21 protein-coding genes are annotated in these 20,040 nt (G+C 65.6%); 11 read left to right on the forward strand and 10 right to left on the reverse strand.

All coding sequences use genetic code 11. The features are described from left to right. The first annotated feature begins 73 nt into the window (after window positions 1-73). From P5703_RS16405 to P5703_RS16430, 6 genes are read left to right on the forward strand one after another with little or no spacing between them, the layout of a single operon-like run. Entirely contained in the window at window positions 74-781 is a 708-nt protein-coding gene (locus tag P5703_RS16405) for an RDD family protein (RefSeq protein WP_020306423.1), read from the forward strand. Further along, window positions 778-1,758 carry a stage II sporulation protein M gene (locus P5703_RS16410; protein ID WP_011912341.1) on the forward strand — a complete coding sequence of 327 codons (981 nt, stop codon included), beginning with the start codon at window positions 778-780 and terminating at the stop codon, window positions 1,756-1,758. Before P5703_RS16405 ends, P5703_RS16410 begins: the two co-directional genes overlap by 4 nt. Continuing rightward, a complete protein-coding gene (locus P5703_RS16415) occupies window positions 1,745-3,298 on the forward strand; it encodes a DUF4129 domain-containing protein (RefSeq protein WP_279641612.1) in 1,554 nt (517 codons plus the stop codon). Before P5703_RS16410 ends, P5703_RS16415 begins: the two co-directional genes overlap by 14 nt. Then, window positions 3,295-4,467, forward strand: a complete 1,173-nt coding sequence (locus P5703_RS16420; RefSeq protein WP_279641611.1) for a DUF4350 domain-containing protein — start codon at window positions 3,295-3,297, stop codon at window positions 4,465-4,467. Before P5703_RS16415 ends, P5703_RS16420 begins: the two co-directional genes overlap by 4 nt. Then, window positions 4,464-5,477 carry an AAA family ATPase gene (locus P5703_RS16425; protein WP_053528022.1) on the forward strand — a complete coding sequence of 338 codons (1,014 nt, stop codon included), beginning with the start codon at window positions 4,464-4,466 and terminating at the stop codon, window positions 5,475-5,477. The genes P5703_RS16420 and P5703_RS16425 overlap by 4 nt, the downstream gene beginning before the upstream one ends. Next, on the forward strand, window positions 5,474-6,805 hold the full coding sequence (locus P5703_RS16430) for a DUF58 domain-containing protein (protein ID WP_254162144.1): 1,332 nt from the start codon (window positions 5,474-5,476) through the stop codon (window positions 6,803-6,805). The genes P5703_RS16425 and P5703_RS16430 overlap by 4 nt, the downstream gene beginning before the upstream one ends. Before the next feature lie 27 nt (window positions 6,806-6,832). Here P5703_RS16430 and P5703_RS16435 read toward each other — a convergent pair whose 3' ends face one another. The 3 genes from P5703_RS16435 to P5703_RS16445 are packed head-to-tail and all read right to left on the reverse strand — an operon-like array spanning window position 6,833 to window position 8,134. Continuing rightward, window positions 6,833-7,261, reverse strand: a complete 429-nt coding sequence (locus tag P5703_RS16435; protein ID WP_017244364.1) for a PilZ domain-containing protein — start codon at window positions 7,259-7,261, stop codon at window positions 6,833-6,835. A 46-nt stretch (window positions 7,262-7,307) separates the two neighbouring features. Next, the gene (locus P5703_RS16440; protein ID WP_011912335.1) at window positions 7,308-7,730 is read right to left on the reverse strand and encodes a DUF4124 domain-containing protein; all 423 of its coding nucleotides are present in this window, start codon (window positions 7,728-7,730) and stop codon (window positions 7,308-7,310) included. A gap of 26 nt (window positions 7,731-7,756) precedes the next feature. Then, window positions 7,757-8,134 carry a tetratricopeptide repeat protein gene (locus P5703_RS16445; protein WP_011912334.1) on the reverse strand — a complete coding sequence of 126 codons (378 nt, stop codon included), beginning with the start codon at window positions 8,132-8,134 and terminating at the stop codon, window positions 7,757-7,759. A gap of 150 nt (window positions 8,135-8,284) precedes the next feature. On the opposite strand from P5703_RS16445, the gene pyk reads away from it, so the two are divergent. After that, complete coding sequence (pyk, locus tag P5703_RS16450) at window positions 8,285-9,733, forward strand: pyruvate kinase (protein ID WP_239330026.1); 1,449 nt, start codon at window positions 8,285-8,287, stop codon at window positions 9,731-9,733. Between the two features lie 51 nt (window positions 9,734-9,784). Here the strand turns inward: pyk and P5703_RS16455 are convergent, their stop codons facing one another. Beyond that, entirely contained in the window at window positions 9,785-10,732 is a 948-nt protein-coding gene (locus P5703_RS16455) for an iron-sulfur-binding ferredoxin reductase (protein WP_108241568.1), read from the reverse strand. Further along, window positions 10,725-11,855, reverse strand: coding sequence for a GGDEF domain-containing protein (locus P5703_RS16460; protein ID WP_125866613.1), 1,131 nt, complete (start codon window positions 11,853-11,855; stop codon window positions 10,725-10,727). Before P5703_RS16460 ends, P5703_RS16455 begins: the two co-directional genes overlap by 8 nt. A gap of 195 nt (window positions 11,856-12,050) precedes the next feature. Between P5703_RS16460 and P5703_RS16465 the strand changes: the two genes are divergently transcribed. Next, window positions 12,051-13,574 (forward strand): fumarate hydratase, encoded by a 1,524-nt coding sequence (locus tag P5703_RS16465; RefSeq protein WP_017244367.1) that lies wholly within the window; start codon window positions 12,051-12,053, stop codon window positions 13,572-13,574. A 71-nt stretch (window positions 13,575-13,645) separates the two neighbouring features. Here the strand turns inward: P5703_RS16465 and P5703_RS16470 are convergent, their stop codons facing one another. The 4 genes from P5703_RS16470 to P5703_RS16485 form a co-directional block, all read right to left on the reverse strand. Continuing rightward, complete coding sequence (locus tag P5703_RS16470) at window positions 13,646-13,867, reverse strand: VF530 family protein (RefSeq protein ID WP_020306428.1); 222 nt, start codon at window positions 13,865-13,867, stop codon at window positions 13,646-13,648. A gap of 84 nt (window positions 13,868-13,951) precedes the next feature. Next, window positions 13,952-14,533: a DJ-1/PfpI family protein gene (locus tag P5703_RS16475; protein ID WP_014596005.1), complete on the reverse strand. Its 582-nt coding sequence runs from the start codon at window positions 14,531-14,533 to the stop codon at window positions 13,952-13,954. A 53-nt stretch (window positions 14,534-14,586) separates the two neighbouring features. Continuing rightward, on the reverse strand, window positions 14,587-15,744 hold the full coding sequence (locus P5703_RS16480) for a phospholipase D-like domain-containing protein (RefSeq protein WP_041755405.1): 1,158 nt from the start codon (window positions 15,742-15,744) through the stop codon (window positions 14,587-14,589). Between the two features lie 260 nt (window positions 15,745-16,004). Further along, the gene (locus P5703_RS16485) at window positions 16,005-16,898 is read right to left on the reverse strand and encodes an acyl-CoA dehydrogenase middle domain-containing protein (protein ID WP_037004507.1); all 894 of its coding nucleotides are present in this window, start codon (window positions 16,896-16,898) and stop codon (window positions 16,005-16,007) included. Window positions 16,899-17,064: 166 nt separating this feature from the next. On the opposite strand from P5703_RS16485, the gene olsB reads away from it, so the two are divergent. Genes olsB through P5703_RS16500 form a run of 3 tightly spaced genes read left to right on the forward strand, consistent with a single transcriptional unit; the run spans window position 17,065 to window position 19,190 of the window. Next, entirely contained in the window at window positions 17,065-17,808 is a 744-nt protein-coding gene (gene olsB, locus P5703_RS16490) for an L-ornithine N(alpha)-acyltransferase (protein ID WP_279642062.1), read from the forward strand. Continuing rightward, window positions 17,809-18,582 (forward strand): lysophospholipid acyltransferase family protein, encoded by a 774-nt coding sequence (locus P5703_RS16495; RefSeq protein ID WP_200630997.1) that lies wholly within the window; start codon window positions 17,809-17,811, stop codon window positions 18,580-18,582. Window positions 18,583-18,620: 38 nt separating this feature from the next. Beyond that, window positions 18,621-19,190: an acyl carrier protein phosphodiesterase gene (locus P5703_RS16500; protein ID WP_013982003.1), complete on the forward strand. Its 570-nt coding sequence runs from the start codon at window positions 18,621-18,623 to the stop codon at window positions 19,188-19,190. 12 nt (window positions 19,191-19,202) lie between these two features. On the opposite strand, the gene P5703_RS16505 is transcribed toward P5703_RS16500, so the two are convergent. Next, entirely contained in the window at window positions 19,203-19,979 is a 777-nt protein-coding gene (locus tag P5703_RS16505) for a class II aldolase/adducin family protein (RefSeq protein ID WP_200630995.1), read from the reverse strand. Window positions 19,980-20,040 lie beyond the last annotated feature (61 nt).

Genomic DNA, 20,040 nt, shown 5'->3' on the forward strand with positions numbered 1-20,040 from the left:
GACCATCGCGCATTGCCGCAGCCGTGCTTGCCGCATAGCATCAGCTTCTGCCTGACCCTAGACGACCTTGCCCTTGCCATCGAACATCGACCGCCAAGCCCTGCTCGACACCAGCCATCGCGTGGAAACCCCAGAGGGCATCGACCTGGCGTTGCGCCCGGCCGGTCTCGTTCCGCGCGCGCTCGCCTTCGCCATCGACCTGGGTATTCGCGGCGCCCTGCTGTTGATCCTCTTCTTTACGCTCGGACTGCTGGGCAAGTTCGGCATGGGCCTGGGCGCACTGCTGCTGTTTCTCGTCCAGTGGTGGTACATGGTGCTCTTCGAAGTTCTGAATCAGGGCCGCACGCCGGGAAAATACTGGCTGGGGCTGCGCGTCGTGCATGACGACGGCACGCCGGTGGGCTGGACGTCCTCGCTGACGCGCAATCTGCTGCGTTTCGTCGACCTGCTGCCGTTCGGCTATTTCCTGGGCGCATTGAGTTGCCTCGCAAACCCGGCCTTCAAGCGACTCGGCGACCTGGCAGCAGGCACGTTGGTGGTCTATCAGGAAAAACCCGCTGTGCGCCCACCACTGCCGGATGCGGAAGCCGTCACGGCCCCGTTCAAGCTGACCCTCGACGAGCAGCGCGCGCTGATCGCCTTTGCCGAACGCCAGGCCAGCCTTTCCGCCGAGCGCCGCCTCGAGCTGGCTTCGATCCTGGCCGAACCGCTGGCGACCTCGGACCAGGAGGCCGAGGCGAAAATTCACGGCATCGCCCGTTCGCTGATGGGTGCAGCATGAAGCAGGCCGCATTCGAACGCCTGCATCAGGCGCGCTGGCTCGAATTCGCAGCGCAGCTGGACGCGCTCGAGCGTGGCAAGGCCAGCGCGCAACAGGCCGACGCCTTCCCTGCCGCCTACCGCCAGCTCTGCCAGCACCTCGCCATTGCCGAATCCCGCGGCTACAGCAGCCAGTTGGTCGAGCAGCTGCAACCGCTGGTCCTGCGTGGCCATCAGCAGTTCTATCGCCACCGCAGCCCGTTGCTCGGCCGCATGCTCGGCTTCATCACTGGCGGGTTCGCCCGCGCCGTGCGCCTCCAATGGCGCTACGTGCTGGCGGCCAGCCTGCTGTTCTACGGCAGCCTGCTCGGCATGGCTGCGCTGGTATACGCCTTTCCGGACCTCGTCTACAGCGTGCTGCCGGCCGACCAGGTCGCGCAGATGGAGCAGATGTACGACCCCGATGCCAGTCGCCTGGGCCGTTTTGCCGAGCGCGGAGCCGGTGACGACTGGCTGATGTTCGGGTACTACGTGATGAACAACATCGGCATCGCCTTCCAGACGTTCGCCAGCGGGCTGCTGTTCGGCCTGGGTACCTTGTTCTTTTTGCTCTTCAACGGCCTGACCATCGGCGCAGTGGCCGGCCACCTGACGGGCATCGGCTACCACCAGCCATTCTGGTCGTTCGTCATCGGCCATGGTGCGTTCGAGCTGACGGCCATCACCTTCGCCGGCGCGGCCGGGCTGCAGCTCGGTGCAGCACTGTTGGCGCCGGGCTGCCGAACTCGCGCGCAAGCACTGCGCCTGGCAGCCAAACACGGCATCCAGCTGGTCTGCGGCGCAACCGCCTTCCTGCTGATCGCCGCATTCGTCGAAGCCTACTGGTCCTCCATGACGCTGACGACGCCGACGATCAAATACATCGTCGGCGCAGCGCTCTGGCTGCTGGTGGGCACCTACTTCATGTTCGCCGGGCGGGGTCGTTATGCAGCTGACTGAAGCCAGCGTCTCGATACGCCCGCGCAGTTCATGGGAGGCGCTGGATCTCGGCATCCATCTGGCCCGGCGCCACGCCAGACTGCTGATTCTCAGCTGGGCAGCCGTCACGCTGCCGGTTTTCGGCTTGTTCAGTCTGCTGCTGTGGCAGCACCCGAGCGTCGCGCTGCTGCTGTTCTGGTGGCTCAAGCCGTTGTTCGAGCGGCTACCGCTGCACATCCTGTCCAAAGCCCTGTTTGGCGAGACGCCCTCCCTGCGCGAAAGCCTCAAGGCCTTTCCTGGCCTGTTGCGCCAGCAATGGCTGGCCAGCCTGACCTGGCGCCGGCTGAGCACGACGCGCAGCTTCGACCTGCCTGTGCAGCAGCTCGAAGGCCTCGACGGCCGGGCGCGCAAGCAGCGCCTGGTGACACTGAGCCTGCGCAACGGTCGCGCGGCCAGCTGGCTGACCGTGGTTGGCGTACATCTGGAAGGCGCGCTCTGGCTCGGCCTGCTGGGCCTGCTGTATTTCTTCCTGCCGGCACAGCTGGTTCAGCGTTGGAACTGGGAGGACCTGCTCGGGCTGAGCGGTGAGTGGCTCTGGCTCGAGCATCTGTCGAACCTGCTCTACGCGCTGGTGCTGGTCGTCTGGGAACCGATCTACGTCGCCTGCGGCTTCAGCCTCTATCTCAACCGACGCACCCACCTTGAAGCCTGGGACATCGAACTCGCCTTCCGCCGCCTGCGTCAGCGCCTGCTCAGTACCATGCCAGCGGTTCTGCTCGCCGTCAGCCTGTTGTTCTGGCCGGCGGACAATAGCGCCTGGGCGGCACCCGCTGCGCAAGCCGACACCACCCAGCCGGGACCGGAGAGCGAACGACTGCTCAACCAGCCACTGACCAGTGACGCAGCACGGAAACGAATCGATGCGCTGCTAGACCAGCCGCCGTTCCAGCATCGCGAAACCGTGACGCGCTGGCGCTTGGGCGATGGCCAAGCGTCCGAGCGACCGAGCACCCTGGCACGCCTGCTCGAACGCCTGCTGCAGGGCGGTTCGCTGTGGCAAGGGCTGGAGCGCCTGGCACAGATCCTGGAAGTGCTGCTGTGGACGCTGCTGGCCTCGGTGGTGGCGATTGTGTTGTGGCGCTACCGCGAGTGGCTGCAGGTTTTCGCCGGGCGCCTGCGCATGCCCAAGCGACGTACCGCCGTAGCGCCCACCCAGCTGTTCGGCCTCGATGTCGCGCCCGAGAAGCTGCCAGCCGACATTGCCGGCGAAGCCGAACGGCTCTGGCAGACTGACCCACGTGCGGCACTGGCACTGCTCTATCGCGGCCTGCTCAGCCGCCTGCTGCACGACTTCCAGCTGCCCTTGAACGCAGCACACACCGAAGGTGAAGTACTGCAGCAGGTGCGTCAGCTGCAGCACGAGTCCCTGGCCGGCTTCGCCGAGCGCCTCACCCGACATTGGCAGGCGCAGGCGTACGGGCACCGACCCGCCGAAACGGAGGCCCGCGATGCGCTGTGTGCCGATTGGCGCGGACTGTTCGGCCAGCAGGTGCAGTCATGAGTCGCCTGCATACGCGTGCGCTGGCCGCCGTGGCGGTGCTGCTGCTCGGCCTGTTGATCATCTGGCTGGCCAGCCAGCTGCAACCCTACGAGGATGTGGTCGAACATGGGCCGGCCCCGGAAGCACGCAGTAACCCTTATCTCGCCGCGGAGCTGTTCCTGCGCGGCCTCGGCCTCACGGTGGAACATCACGAAGGCATCGGCGGCGTCGAGACGCTGTCAAGCGAGGGCCAGACCCTGCTCCTGCTGGGTGACCGGCGCAACCTGACGCCACGGCAGACCGAACGCCTGCTCGATTGGGCGGCCGCCGGCGGCCATCTGGTGGTGGTGGCGGAGCGGCTGTGGGACGAGAAAGCCGGCAAAAGTGGCGACCTGCTGCTCGACCGGCTCAATCTGCAGCAATACGCAACGGAGGAACTGGACGAAAGCAGCCAGACGCCGCAGTCCTCAACCGCCGAAGAGCATCCGCAGCTGACCAAGCTCTATCTGGAGAACGAGCGCGCACCAGCGTTCATCGCCTTCGACACCGACTTTCATCTATACGACGCCGACAATCGGGCCCACGCCTGGGCCAACAGCGCCGGTGCCACGCATATGCTGCAGCTGCAGCACGGCGACGGACTGATCACCGCCCTGACCGATAGCTGGATCTGGCAGAACCGCAAGATCGACGATTACGACCACGCCTGGCTGCTGTGGTATCTGACCCAAGACAGCGCAGTGACGCTTGTGCACCGCAGCGAGCACGACGGGCTGTTCACGCAGCTGCGCCGGTATTTTCCGCAACTACTGGTCGCCCTGGGACTGCTTCTGGTGCTCGGGCTCTGGCACGCCGGTCAGCGTTTCGGGCCGATATTGCCTGCCGCCAGCCCGGCGCGCCGGCAGCTGCAAGAGCACCTGCACGGCTCGGCGAAGTTCCTCATGCGTCACGGCAATCAGGCCCGGCTGCTGCAGCAGCTGCAGCTGGACATCCGCTGCCGCGCCAGCCGCCATCACCCCGGCTTCGAACAGCTCTCGGCCGGTGCGCAACTGCCCCTGCTCGCCCGCCTCACCAATCTGCCACCAGGCCGTGTCGAGCAGGCCATGCGCCCAGTGCCGGCGCAGCGCCTGTCGGCCATCGAATTCACCCGCCAGGTCGCCGACCTGCAAAGCCTCAGGAATGCGTTATGAGCGAACATATCCCCGATTCGAGCAGCCCCGCCCCGACCGCCAGCCCCATCAGCCAGCGCGCACGTGCCGCCCAGCTGGCCCAGGCGCTGCGCGATGAACTGCACAAGGCGGTGATCGGCCAGGACGAGGTCATCGACGGCGTTCTGACCGCGCTGATCGCCGGTGGCCACGTGCTGATCGAAGGTGTCCCCGGACTGGGCAAGACGCTTCTGGTGCGTGCCTTGGCGCGCTGCTTCGGTGGCGAGTTCTCGCGCATCCAGTTCACGCCGGACCTGATGCCCAGCGACGTCACCGGCCATGCGGTCTATGACATGCAGAGCGAGCAGTTCAAGCTGCGCAAGGGGCCGGTATTCACCAATCTGCTGCTGGCCGACGAGATCAACCGCGCACCGGCCAAGACTCAGGCGGCACTGCTCGAAGTGATGCAGGAGCGGCAGGTGACCCTCGAAGGCCGGGCATTGGCAGTGCCGCAACCGTTCATGGTCATGGCGACGCAGAACCCCATCGAGCAAGAAGGTACCTACCCGCTGCCAGAAGCCGAACTGGACCGCTTCATGCTCATGTTGCGCATGGATTACCCGCAAGCGGATGAAGAGCTGGAGCTGGTCCGTCAGGTCAGCCGTTCGGCACGCGCCGACATGCTCGACGTCAGCGCACTGCGCCAGCTGGTGCAGGCACGCGACGTGCAGGCGCTGCAGAAGATCGCCAGCGAGCTGCCGCTGGATGAGCAGGTGCTTGACTATGCCGTGCGCCTGGTGCGCAGCACGCGCAGCTGGCCAGGCCTGGCGCTGGGTGCTGGCCCCCGTGCCTCGATCGCCCTGGTACGCGGCGGACGTGCCAGGGCGCTGCTGCGCGGCGGCGAGTTCGTCACCCCGGATGACATCAAGGATTGCGCGCGGGCCGTGCTTCGCCATCGCGTACGGCTTTCGGCGGAACTGGATATCGAGGGGCTTTCGGTGGATCAGGTCCTGCACCAGCTACTCGATCAGGTCCCGGCGCCGCGCGCATGAGTCCATCCCGTCGCCTGCTCGTTGCGCTGGCCGCCCTGGCGCTGCTGGCCCTGGTCATCGGCGTAATGGCCGCGCTGCAGCTGGAACTCGCAACCAGCCTGCAGCCGGTCTGGTGGGGGCTGCTGCTGGCATTGCTGGCCACGGCACTGTTCGATGTCTACAGGTTGCGGCGCCTGCCGACACCCGAGGTGCAACGTAGCCTGTCGGGCAGCCTGCCGCTGGGCCACTGGAGCCCGGTGCAGCTTACGGTGAGCAATCGACAGCCCGCTCCGCTCGAGCTGGAGCTGTTCGATCACGTCCCGCCCGGCATGACCGTCGAGCAGCTGCCACAGCGGGTGCGTCTGCAATCCGGCGAACATTGCCGTCTCGACTACCGCGTGCAGCCGAACCAGCGCGGACAGGTAATGTTCCAGCGTTGCGATGTCCGCCTGCTCAGTCCGCTGGGCCTGTGGCGCAGTCGGCGACCGCTGACGTTGCACAGCGAGACGCGCGTCTACCCGGATTTCGCTCAACTGCATGGCGCCGGACTCAAGGCCATCGACCTGTGGCTGAACCGCCTTGGCGTGCGCCAGCAGCCGCGCCGCGGGCTCGGCCTGGAGTTTCACCAGCTACGCGAGTTTCGCGAAGGCGACACCCTGCGCCAGATCGACTGGAAGGCCACCGCACGCGCCCGTACACCGATCGCCCGCGAGTACCAGGACGAGCGCGACCAGCAGATCATGCTGATGCTCGACTGCGGCCGCCGGATGCGCAGCCAGGATGACGACCTGTCGCATTTCGACCATGCGCTCAACGCCAGCCTGCTGCTCGCCTATGCCGCGTTGCGGCAAGGCGATGCGGTCGGTGCCTGCACCTTCGCCAGCCACGCGCAGCGCCATGTGCCGCCAGCGAAGGGCCAGCAACAACTGCGCCTGCTGCTCAACAGCCTCTATGACCTGCAACCGACCCAGCAGCCGGCCGACTACAGCGCGGCCGTCGAGCAATTGCTGGCACGCCAGTCACGCCGAGCGCTGGTCATCGTGCTGAGCAATCTGCGTGACGAGGATGACGTCGAGCTGCACTCGGCCCTGCAGCGCCTGGCCCGTCGGCATCGCGTCCTGCTGGTGAGTCTGCGTGAGGAAGTGCTGGATCAGCTGCGCCAGCGGCCGGTGCAGAGTCTGGATGACGCGCTCGACTACTGCGGCGCACAGGAATACCTCAACGCCCGCCAGCAACTGCACCGTCGTCTGAGCGCCAGCGGCCTGCCGGTGCTCGACGTCCAGCCCAGCGACCTCGGGCCGGCGCTGGTCGGCCGTTATCTGGCCTGGAAGAAAACCGGGTCGCTGTAAGGCTGGCCAAGGCACTCCATCACAGGTCTAGACGCCGTGACAGCAGTCCTTGTCGGTAAAGCGGTCCGATGGCGGGCAGGTCTGATGCGCCAGCGGCACATGCAGCATCGGCTGGAAGCTGAAGTAGTGATGCAACGCGGCGATCATCTCGCGGATCTCGCCTGGCGGATCGATCAGCGAGAAGCCGGTGTCGTAGCTGCCCGGCGTCACGTCTTCGCTTGACCAAAGGCTGAAGGCGCTGAAATCCACATGGCGCAGCTGGCCGGTCTGGCCGGGGATTTTCAGGCGCATCTCGAAGCGTACCCCGAGCATCATCGGATAGGGGCTGATCAGCATCAGTCCGCCTTCGGACAGATTGCCGATGAAGCCCAGCGGCTTTTCCGTGAAACGGTTGAATACGTTGAGGTAGTACGGCAGCTGATGCCGCTGAATACGACGCTGGTTCGCCATGTTCATGTCGTCCAAGCCTTCTACCTTAGCCCTGCGATCGAGTCCCTTCGGCTCAGTTGCAGACCTGGCTGATGCGCGCCGCCAGGCGCTGTCGAGCCGCCTCTAGTTCACTGTCACTGTAGTAGACGCGCTCTCCGGCTGCATCGTTACGGAAGAAGCGTCCGCCGAGCTGCAATTGCGACAACTGGCTGCGCAGGCTCTGGCATTCCTGCTCTCGAGCAGCCCGTGTCTGGCTGGCCTGCTCGCGCGCCGCCTGCTGCTCCTGCCGGCGCGCATCGAAGAAACGCTCGCTGCGCGCCTCGCGCTCGCGGGTCTGGTCGTCGCGCTCGACGACCTGCGGACGCACCTCGATCTGCTCGGCGCCAGCGGGCGGACGCTGACCGAAATGAACGCGCCCGTCGGCATCGGTCCACCGGTAGATCTGCGCGGATGCCAGCGCCGGCATCAGTATCAGGGTCAGAAGCAGCGCTCGCATGTTCCCTCACATGAACGGTGTGGTGTTCAACGCCTGGCCGGCTGTGCCACCGGCTGCGCCTCGCTGTGATAGTGCCCCAGCTGACGCAGAGTCTCCAGTCGGGCACGGGCGCGGTAGGCGTATTCGCTGGCAGGGAATCGCTCGATGATGAAGCGGTAGGTTTCCGCCGCGTCGACGAACAGCCCCTGCCGCTCCAGGCACTGGCCGCGCAGCAACGAAATCTCCGGCTGCGCCTGGCTACGCGGTTTGCTGCGACGCTCCGCCTGCGACAGCGACTGCATCACCCGCTCGCAATTATCAGCCTCGTAATGCCGGTATGCCTCGTCCAGATGGCGATCGGACGCATGGCGGGCACTACAGCCCACGGTGAACAGGGTCAGAAAAACGATGATCAGGGTACGCATGGGTTCCTCCGTAATGCTCCTGTATCGACCGCGACGGAAAAACCTGCAGACAGCCCGTCAGATGCGCCGAAAGAGTAGTGGCCGCCGGGCGATGACTACAACGGTCGAGCATAGTAGCCTCGCTGCCAGCCAGAAGAAGGAGCCATTTGAATGATTCAGCGTCGCACCAAGATCGTCGCCACCCTGGGCCCGGCCAGCAGTTCGCCGGATGTGCTGGAGAAGATGATCATCGCCGGGCTGGATGTCGCCCGCCTGAACTTCTCCCACGGCAGCCCCGACGAGCACCGTGCCCGGGCCGAGCTAGTCCGTGAGATCGCCGCTCGCCATGGCCGCTTCGTCGCACTGCTGGGCGACCTGCAGGGCCCGAAGATCCGCATCGCCAAGTTCACCGACAAGCGCATCGAGCTGAAGGAAGGCGACCAGTTCCGCTTCTCCGTCACCCACCCGCGCGACGCCGGCACCCAGGAAGTGGTCGGTATCGATTACCCGGATCTGGTCAAGGATTGCGGTGTTGGCGACGAGCTGCTGCTGGACGATGGGCGCGTGGTAATGCGGGTGGACAACGCCACGGCCGATGAACTGCACTGCACCGTGCTGATCGGCGGCCCGCTGTCCGACAACAAGGGCATCAACCGTCGCGGCGGTGGTCTGACCGCACCGGCGCTGACTGCCAAGGACAAGGCCGACATCAAACTGGCCGCCGACCTGCAGCTGGATTACCTGGCCGTTTCCTTCCCGCGCGATGCGGCTGACATGGACCTGGCCCGCCGCCTGCGCGACGAAGCCGGCTCCAGCGCCTGGCTGATCGCCAAGATCGAGCGGGCCGAAGCGGTTGCCGATGACGAGGCGCTCGATGGCCTGATTCGCGCCAGCGACGGTGTAATGGTGGCGCGCGGCGACCTCGGCGTGGAAATCGGCGATGCCGAGCTGGTGGGTATCCAGAAAAAGATCATTCTGCACGCACGCCGTCACAACAAGGTGGTGATCACCGCGACCCAGATGATGGAGTCGATGATTCACAGCCCGATGCCGACCCGCGCCGAGGTATCCGATGTAGCCAACGCGGTACTCGACTACACCGACGCGGTGATGCTCTCGGCAGAAAGCGCCGCTGGCGAATACCCGATCGAAGCGATCAAGGCCATGGCGCGCGTCTGCTGCGGTGCGGAAAAGCACCCGACCAGCACCAAGTCCGGTCACCGCCTCGGCCAGCAGTTCGAGCGCTGCGACGAAAGCGCGGCGCTGGCGGCGATGTACACCGCCAACCACTTCCCCGGCGTCAAGGCGATCATTGCGCTGACCGAGAGTGGCTACACGCCGTTGATCATGTCGCGCATCCGCTCCTCGGTGCCGATATTCGCCTTCTCGCCGCACCGCGAGACCCAAGCGCGCGTCGCCCTGTTCCGCGGCGTGCAGACCGTGCCGTTCGACCCGGCCGCGCTGCCGGCAGACAAGGTCAGCCAGATGGCCGTGGAGGAACTGCTCAAGCGCAACATCGTGCAGCCGGGCGACTGGGTGATCCTGACCAAGGGCGACAGCTACCACGACAGCACCGGCGGCACCAACACCATGAAGATCCTGCGCGTCGGCGATCAGTAATCGCTCCAGCGCAGCAGCAGAAAGGCCGGCATTTGCCGGCCTTTCTGTTTTTCAGGGAACGTCGCCCCGATTGGCCCTGATGAATGCATCGCCGAATATCTGTCCGCGCGGCAGACCGGCGAGGTACAGGCGCCTGGCACAGGCCTCGACGAACGACGGACTGCCACAGACCAGCGCGACATCCCGGCGCGAAGTGGGCCGCAGCGTATTCAACATGCGCTCCCGCTCATCCGCCCCAATCCATTCCAGCTGCAGGTTGTCATGCGTCTGCGCGAGCGCCTGCAGCGGCTCCTTCAGGTAATGCCCGTCGCGACAGGTATGCAGCAACCTGATCGGGCCCCGGTGGCCCTGGCGCAGGCTCTCGCGCAGCAGGCCCCAGAGAGGTCCGAGGCCGGTTCCGGCCGCCAGCAACAGCAACGGCCGCTCGGCCCACTCCCGCTCGTAGTGCAGAGCGCCCCCGTGCAATTCACCAAGCCGCAGCAGGTCGCCGGGACGCAGCTGACGCGCAAAGTCAGAGAAAGCGCCGGGCCGGCTGCAGTCGATATGAAACTCCAGCCACGGGTCATCGTCGGGAAGACTGGCGAGCGAATACGGCCGAGCCACGCCCGCAGCCGTCCAGAGCAGCAGGTGCTGACCGGCTCGATAGCGCAGCGGCCGCTCCGGCAGCACACGCAGGCGCAGCACGCTGCTGCCCAGCCATTCCAGGCTTTCCACGCGCGCCGACAACCCATCGCGGAGGGGATCGAAGACCTCCAGGCTCAGATCGCCTTCGACCCGGCACTGGCATGCGAGCCGCCAGCCGGCATGACGTTGCTCGGGACGCAACAGGTCCGGCTGCAGGTCATGCGGCTCGCCCTCAAGACAGCGCACCAGGCAGGCGTGACAGCTTCCGGCCCGGCAACCGGAGGGTACCGGCACGCCGCCCTGGATCAGGGCATCGAGCAGATTGCTTGCAGCTGCCACCTGCCAACGCCTCCCGGCACAGCAGAGTTCAGGCATTGCAGACATCCCACGCCGCCTCGCAGCGGTTACGCCCGGCGCGCTTGGCGCGGTAGAGCGCCTCGTCGGCACGTTGCAGCGCGGCATCCAGGTTATCCCCGGCATTCAGCAGGGTCAGCCCGATGGACAGGCTGAGATGCCCCGACGCGATATCGGCATCCTCCGGCTCGGCATTGGCGAACGCTTCGCGCAAGCGCTCGCAACAGGCGCGGAACTGCTCGGCGTCGGTTTCCGGCAGCAACAGCACGAACTCCTCGCCGCCGTAACGGGCCAGCACGTCGTCATCACGCAGACAGGTCCGCGCCACCTTGGCGAACGTCTGCAGCACGCGATCACCTGTGGCGTGGCCGTGGATATCGTTGATTCGTTTGAAGTGGTCGAGGTCGATCAAGGCCAGCCCGGACTGGTGCCCCCTGCGCAAGCGGCTCAGGTCGCCCTCGGCAATCCGCAGGAAGCGGCGACGGTTGTAGAGGCCGGTCAGCTCGTCGGTGGAGGCCAGATCCTCCAGTTGCCGCATCATGCCGCGCAGGGTGTCCTGATGTGCCTGCAGGGCGAATCGCCTTTGCCGCATGCGCTGCCGTAGGCGGTACACATGCCCCGTGAGCAGGCACATCCAGATCAGCGTGACCAGCAGCACGCAGGCCAGCAACAGAAACACCGTGGCATCCACCGTCCGCTGCAGGTAGTAGTCCATTGCGGCAAGCCCGATGAAGCTGAGAAAAGCCAATGTCGCGTAGCGAACGAAGACCTTCGGCGGCAGGAACACGGCGAACATCAGGACCAGCAGATACAGCACCAGAAGCGAACCGCGGGCGCTGCCCAGGTTGAACAGGAAGTAAGTCAGCCACACCAGCGCGACCAGCACCTGTGGCTCGGTCAGGCTGGGATCCTTGAAGCGCAGATTGATGCCTCGGTGGAACAGCCAGAAGAACATCAGCTGACTCACCACGATCAGCGCCGAATGCACCACCGCGCTGGCGATCGGCGCCTCGTAGAAACCACTCGCCACGGCCACCCAGGTCAGCAGCAGGGCCAAGCCATAGGTGACGGACGCCATTGCGAATCGCCGAGTGACCAACTGCTGCAGCGATCGCTCATCGGTCTCGTAACGCATCGCACTCATAGGGATCCATCCCACTGTGGCAATTTGCCGCACTCTACGCTTACCGAAAACAAAAACCTAGCCGGCATTCCCATCGCTCCTGGTCCGTCCGTGTACCGCGCAGTCTGACGCGTTATACTGCCGCGCATTTTTTCGCGGCGCGTCGACTGCCACTCCCGACGCGCCTCTTACCGCCCCGCCATGAGGACGCGCTGCATGACCGTGATCAAGCAAGACGACCTGATTCAAAGCGTCGCCGACGCTTTGCAGTTCATTTCTTACTACCATCCCGTGGATTTCATCCAGGCGATGCACGAAGCCTACCTGCGTGAAGAATCCCCGGCCGCCCGCGACTCCATGGCGCAGATTCTGATCAACTCGCGCATGTGCGCCACTGGTCACCGCCCGATCTGCCAGGACACCGGCATCGTCACCGTCTTCGTCCGCGTCGGCATGGACGTGCGCTGGGATGGCGCCACCATGAGCCTGGACGACATGATCAACGAGGGCGTGCGCCGCGCCTACAACCTGCCCGAAAACGTGCTGCGTGCTTCGATCCTGGCCGACCCGGCAGGTTCCCGCAAGAACACCAAGGACAATACCCCGGCTGTCATCCATTACTCCATCGTCCCCGGTGACAAAGTCGAGGTGGATGTCGCCGCCAAAGGCGGTGGTTCGGAAAACAAGTCGAAGATGGCCATGCTCAACCCGTCCGACTCCATCGTCGACTGGGTGCTCAAGACCGTTCCGACCATGGGCGCCGGCTGGTGCCCGCCGGGCATGCTCGGCATCGGCATCGGCGGCACCGCGGAAAAGGCCGCGGTGATGGCCAAGGAAGTGCTGATGGAGCCGATCGACATCCACGAGCTCAAGGCCCGCGGCCCGCAGAACCGCATCGAGGAGCTGCGCCTGGAGCTGTTCGAGAAGGTCAACCAGCTGGGTATCGGAGCCCAGGGCCTGGGTGGCCTGACCACCGTACTCGACGTGAAGATCATGGATTACCCGACCCACGCCGCCTCGCTGCCGGTGTGCATGATCCCGAACTGCGCCGCCACCCGCCACGCCCACTTCGTGCTCGATGGCTCCGGCCCGGCCAGCCTGGAAGCGCCACCACTGGACGCCTACCCGGAAATCGTCTGGGAAGCCGGCCCGAGCGCTCGCCGCGTCGATCTGGACAGCATCACGCCGGAAGAAGTGCAGAGCTGGAAGCCGGGCGAGACCATCCTGCTCAACGGCAAGATGCTCACCGGCCGCGACGCCGCGCACAAGCGCATGGTCGACATGCTGAACAAGGGCGAAGAGCTGCCGGTAGACCTCAAGGGCCGCTTCATCTACTACGTCGGCCCGGTCGATCCGGTCGGTGACGAAGTGGTTGGCCCGGCTGGCCCGACCACCGCGACGCGCATGGACAAGTTCACCCGTCAGATTCTCGAGAGCACTGGCCTCTTGGGCATGATCGGCAAGTCCGAGCGCGGCCCGATCGCAATCGAGGCGATCAAGGACAACAAAGCCGTCTACCTGATGGCCGTGGGCGGCGCCGCCTATCTGGTGGCGCAGGCGATCAAGAAGTCCAAGGTGCTGGCGTTCGCCGAACTGGGCATGGAAGCGATCTACGAGTTCGAAGTGAAGGACATGCCGGTCACCGTTGCGGTGGACACCAACGGCGAGTCGGTGCACATCACGGGACCGGCGATCTGGCAGAAGAAGATCGCCGACAGCCTGGCGGTCGAAGTGCAGTAATCGCCTCAGTGGAAAACGAAAAGCCCGGCCTCAGTGCCGGGCTTTTCGTTGTCAGCGTCAGACCGGATCGATCAGCCGCGGCGGTGCAACTGGACGAACAGCGCTTCCACCTTCTGCCGCGCCCAGGGCGTCTTGCGCAGGAATTTCAGGCTCGACTTGATGCTCGGCTCGCTCTTGAAGCAGCGGATGTCGACGCGCTGGGCCAAGCCGTCCCAGCCGTAGTGGGCGTGCAGCTCGGTGAGTATGGCTTCCAGGGTGACGCCATGAAGGGGATCGTTGGGAGTTGCAGACACGGATGGCGCTCTTGCTGAAGCGGCACGAGCCGCGGGGGTCGACATGCGTGCCGCCGGCAAATGCGGGACGGCACGCCACGCATCCTACAGCTTTATCTCGGTGCCGAGCAGCTTGAGAAAGCCGGCCAGCCAGGCCGGATGCGCCGGCCAGGCCGGGGCGCTGACCAGATTGCCTTCGGTGTGCGCCTGGTCCACCGGGATATCGACGTAGTCGCCGCCGGCCAGCTTCACCTCCGGTGCGCAGGCTGGGTAGGCGCTGCACGCGCGGCCCTTCAACACACCGGCAGCGGCCAGCAGCTGTGCGCCATGACAGACGGCGGCGATCGGCTTGCCGGCTTCGTCGAAGGCCCGCACCAGCGCCAGCACCTGCTCGTTCAGGCGCAGATACTCCGGCGCACGGCCGCCGGGGATCACCAGGGCGTCGTAGTCCTCGGCACGCACCGCGGTGAAATCGAAGTTCAGCGCAAAGTTGTGGCCCGGCTTCTCACTGTAGGTCTGGTCGCCCTCGAAATCATGGATCGCGGTGCGTACGGTATCCCCGGCCTTCTTGTCCGGGCACACCGCATGCACGCGATGGCCGACCATCTGCAGTGCCTGGAACGGCACCATGGTTTCGTAATCCTCGGCGTAATCACCCACCAGCATCAAAATGTTCTTTGCTGCCATTGCATCGTCCTCTTTCGCGCGGGTTTGGAGCATCGCTCCGGTACGCAACGGCCTCAGCCATTGCGGTTGAAAATGTTCACCAGCAGGCGGTCCATTGCGCCCCACATGCGCTGATAGAGCCGCACGTGCAGCGGCCTGGCGTACCAGCCGGCCAGGTCGATCTCCCTGCTGTGCTGGAAGTCACGCTCGAAACTCTGCTGGACCTGCGCACTGAAGGCGGCATCGATGGCTTCGAGATTGGCCTCCAGATTCCAGCGCAGATTCCAGTAGTCGAAGTTGCACGAGCCGACGCTGACCCAGTCATCGACCAGCACCATTTTCAGGTGCGAGAAGTGTGGCTGATATTCGTAGATCCGCACGCCGGCACGCAGCAGACGCGGGTAGAAGCGCTGGCCGGCATAGCGAACCGGCGGGTGGTCGGTGTTGCGACTGGTGAGCAGCAGACGCACGTCGACGCCACGGCGTGCCGCGCGGATCAGCGCACGGCGTACCTTACCGGTGGGCAGGAAATAGGGCGTCGCCAGCCAGATACGATTCTGCGCGCGGCGCAGGTTGCGCAGCAGGCTGAGCAGGATATCGCGGTGTTGACGCGCCGCGGCATAGGCGACGCGGCCCAGGCCCAGCCCTTCAGGCACATGCGGGATGCGCGGTGCCCGGCTCGGCAGCGGCAATTGCCAGATCCGTCGCTTCAGGCAGTGCACCCATTGGCTGTCGAACAGCGCCTGCCAGTCCTGCAACAGCGGGCCGAACATCTCGACCATCACCTCGTGCCAGTGCACCGCAGGCTTGCGCGGGTTCCAGAAATCATCGGTGATGCCGGTGCCGCCGACGAAGCCGACGCAGCCGTCCACCAGCAACAGCTTGCGATGATCGCGGTGCAGATTGCGCAGCTTCAGGCGCAGCGACAGCGGGTTGTACAGCCGCAGCTCGACTCCGGCCGCGGTCATCCTATCGCGATTGGCCTGGCTCATCTTCAGGCAACCGAAGCCGTCGAACAGGCAGCGCACACGTACGCCCCGCTCCGCCGCGCGCAGCAGCGGCTCGAGCATGCGCTCCAGACAATAGCCGTCCTCCACCAGATAGAGCTCGAGATCTATGCGCCGCTCGGCGCGCTCGATCGCTTCGATCATGGCGGGAAAGAACTGCGGCCCGTCGACCAGCAGACGGAAGCGGTTGTCGCTGCGCCAGGGGAATACCGCACCAGCCAGCATCACCTGGGAACACCCGGGCTGAACGCGCCAGCAGTCCAGCGAAACGACTTGGCAGACCAACAACGATACGACATGAAATCCCTTTTTCCGGCGGGCATCCCGAAGCAAAACGGAAGTGCTACAACGATCCGCGCAAGACGGACGCAGCGCGGTAGCTTACCCGCCCGTCTCGGCAAGGCAATGGCCGGCATGACCGACGCCGGCGCAATGCGGTGACTCCTATAGGCTCGCACCGAGCGGGCAGAGTTCCCGAACTGGACTTACCCCAGCCCGAGCGCGCTACAGGCCTGTTCCAGGCGTCGTGCCTGGGCACCGCGTGCAAGCGTCAGGACAGCTCGATCGCGTTGCCACAGCGCGGCGCAATGCCCTCCCGCATGCGCCATGACCGAATCCAAATCGGGTTGCAGCGCAGCGAACTGCTCGAGCTGTGCAGCCAGCAACAGATGCGTGGCGGGCTCTTTAGCCGGCAAGCGGACCACTTCCGCTGCGCCGCCGAGAATCGCTAACAGACGAAGCTGCAGGCCGAGCGACCACCGCTCGCGCAGCCCCATGCCATAAAGCCAGGCGCTCAGCGCTGCCAGCACGTGCAGATCCTCATGGGTACGGAAGGGTTTGACGTAGTCGCTCCAGCCATCACCAGCCAGCCGCGTTGCCGGCGCACCATCGAGCTGCAGGCGGGCGTGCGGGATGTCAGGCACGATCGGCAGGCTCGGCCCCTGCTTCAGCACCACGCCCGCAGCGGCTGGTTCGACGAAGAACAGACCGAGGCATGGTGCCTCGTCGACGCTCTCCTCACGGGCCGACACCAGCAACCACTGCACCGCATCGCCGGCCGTGACGAAGTCCTTGCTGCCGCTCAGGTGAACGCCGTCCCAGCGCGTGGACATGTCCGCCGGCCGCAATGTGCGTCGCTCGGTGGCGCACAGCGCTCCCAGCCCTGCCGGCGCGTTGGGCCACAGCGCCCGTAGCGCCGCCTGATAACCGGCGAAAAAGGCCAGCCCCGGCGTCGCCGCCAAACGCCCGCCGAGTACCGCCAGCCCCAGCGAATCTGCGTCGCCAGCCGCGCCGCACAGCGCTTCATACCAGCCACGTAGCCCGGCGCTTGCCGCGATGGGCTGCAGCGGCCCGATCAATCCCGCCCAAGACATGCTCATCTCCAAGGTTTCACGCCGTCATCCAACCATCATCCGTTCGTCACAGCGGCGACATGCCTGGTCCCTAGCCTGATCCAGCCAGACCAGGCGAGCCCAACGATAACAACCAGACGCTCGCGATGCATCGCCAACCCGCCACTGCCACGGCGGACAAGGAGACAGAGCAATGAATGCCATCGTCGACCGCAGCACACGCCAGCTTCAAGCCGAACGCCTGCAAGGCGCAGAGGCCCTGCGCGAAGCCCAGGCCCTGCGCTACCGCGTATTCAGCAGCGAGTTCGAAGCTCGGCTGCAGGGCGCCGAACTGGGCCTGGACATGGACGATTTCGATAGCCACTGCCGGCATATCGGCGTGCGTGACCTGGCCAGCGGCGAACTGGTCGCCACCACTCGCCTGCTGGATCACCTTACCGCGCGCCGGCTGGGACGCTTCTACAGCGAAGGCGAGTTCGCCCTGCATGGCCTGGCGCAGCTGGACGAGCCAGTACTGGAAATCGGCCGCACCTGCGTGGCGCCGGCCTATCGCAACGGCGCAACCATCGCCGTGCTCTGGAGCGAACTGGCCGAGGAACTCAATCGGGGCGGTTACCGCTACCTGATGGGCTGCGCCAGCATCCCCATGCGCGACGGCGGTATCCAGGCCCACGCCATCATGCAGCGGCTGCGCGACAGCCACCTCAGCACCGAGCTGCTGCACGCCGAGCCGCGTACGCCGCTACCCGCACAGGAGCTGCCGGAGAACGTCACCGCCCAGCTGCCGCCGCTGCTCAAGGCCTACATGCGCCTTGGCGCGAAGATCTGCGGCGAGCCCTGCTGGGATCCTGAATTCCAGGTGGCCGACGTGTTCATCCTGCTCAAGCGCGAAGAGCTCTGTCCGCGCTACGCACGCCATTTCAAGGCAGCGGTGTAGATGCCGCGCATGCGCCTGTACTGGCGTCTGCTGCGGGTTGCCGGGGTGGTGCTGAGCGGCCTGATCGTGGCGGCCGCTCTGGGGCTTGCCGAACGCGGCGCGGTGCCCGTCTCGGCCCTGCGCAAGCAGCAGCTGACCCGGTGGTTTCTCGCCCGACTGGCGGCCACTCTGCCCTTTCGCGTACGCGTCACGGGCGAGCTGCCGGCGCAGCCGATGCTGTGGGTGGCCAATCATGTCTCCTGGTGCGATATCCCGCTGCTGGGGATGCTCGCGCCGCTGTCCTTCCTGGCCAAAGCCGAGGTCCGCGCCTGGCCCGCGCTGGGTTGGCTCGCCCAGGCGGCCGGCACGCTGTTCATTCGCCGTGGAAGCGGCGACGCGGCGTTGGTCAATCGGCAACTGACCACGCACCTGCTCCAGGGGCGCCATCTGCTGATCTTCCCCGAAGGCACCTCGACCGATGGCAAGGAGGTGCGCACCTTCCATTCTCGGCTCTTCGCCTGCGCCATCGATGCAGGGCGCGCGGTGCAGCCGGTCGCCATCCGTTATCGACGCAACGGCGAACGGGACACCGTCGCACCCTTCATCGGCGACGATGAGTTGCCCGACCATCTACATCGCCTGCTGACGAGCGATAGCTGTGACGTGGAAATCCGCCTGCTGCCGCCGATCGATACGCGCACGCTCGACCGCAAGGCCATCGCCACCGCCGCGCAGCAAGCGATCGCCGACGCGCTGAGGCCCGAGTCGCGCGGGCAGCTGCGCGAGGCAGCCTGAGGCGTCCCAGGACACGGTAGCTGCGCTAAGCTTCGCCCATGAACTATCTCGCACACCTTCACCTCGGCGGCCCGCAGCCGGGCGACCTGCTCGGCAGCCTCTACGGCGACTTCGTCAAGGGGCCGCTACAGGGTCGCTGGCCGGCCGAGATCGAAGCCGGCATCCGCCTGCATCGCCAGATCGACGCCTTCACAGACAGTCATCCGCTGGTTCTGCAGGCCAAAAGCCGCTTCCCCAGCGAACGACGCCGCTATGCCGGCATTCTGATAGACCTGTTCTTCGATCACTGCCTGGCGGCCAACTGGGCGGACTATTCGAGCGAGCCCCTCGAGCGCTTTACCCAGCGCGTCTACGGCGTACTGGCTGCCGAACCCGAGCTGCCAGGCAAGCTTGCGGTGATCGCGCCGCACATGGCCGCGCACGACTGGCTGGGCAGTTATCGCGAATTCGAGGTACTGGAACGGGTGCTGGCCAACATGAGCCGGCGCCTGAGCCGACCGGATGGCCTGGCCGGCGGGCTGGCGGAGCTGGAGCAGCTGTACGAACCGCTGCTCCAGGATTTCCGCGACTTCTATCCAGCGCTTCAGCAATTCGCCAGAACGGCCTGAGGCGCTTGTGCCTCAGGCATCGTAACCGGGGCTTTGCACATCCAGCTTGCGCAGCAGGGCCGGCCAGGCCAGCGCGCCACCCATGCCCGAGCGGGTTCGGGTCACCCCGGCGGCCATGGCCTTGGCGCCGGCCAGGATCTGTTCCGGAATGGCGATCAGTTCGCTGCCACCGGCCTGTGCCATGACCTGGATTTCGCAGGCGCGCTGGAAGATGAACATCATCAGAAAGGTGTCGGCGATGCTGCCGCCGCAGGTCATCAGGCCGTGGTTGTGCAACAGCATGAAGCCGGCCTCGCCCAGGTCGGCTTGCAGTCGCGCCTTTTCCTCGCGGTTCAGTGCGACCCCCTCATAACCGTGCGTCGACAGGCTGGCCAGGACGAACAGCGACTGCTGGCTGATGGGCAGCAACCCCTGACGCTGCGCCGACACGGCGACCCCAGCGGCGGTATGGGTATGCATGACGCAGGCGACGTCGTGGCGAACCTCATGCACCGCGCTGTGGATGGTGTAGCCGGCGGGATTGATCTCGTAGGGGGTGTCCATCACCTTGTTGCCGGCCAGGTCGACCTTGACCAGGCTCGAGGCGGTGATTTCATGGAACATCAACCCGTACGGATTGATCAGGAAATGCTCGGTTTCGGGAATCTTCGCCGAGATATGGGTGAAGATGAGGTCATCCCAGCCGTGCAGCGCCACCAGTCGGTAGCAGGCGGCGAGGTCCACCCGCGCCTGCCATTCGGCGGGGCTGACCTGAGGCTGAAGCGAAGGCAGGGTATGCAGCGCAGTCATCGAGGGCACCTCTTGTTATTGTCGTGAAGGTGCCATCGATTCTAGCCAGCCGCCGACAGCG

This window comes from Stutzerimonas sp. FeSN7 (genome assembly GCF_030263795.1).
Taxonomy (GTDB): Bacteria; Pseudomonadota; Gammaproteobacteria; order Pseudomonadales; family Pseudomonadaceae; genus Stutzerimonas; species Stutzerimonas stutzeri.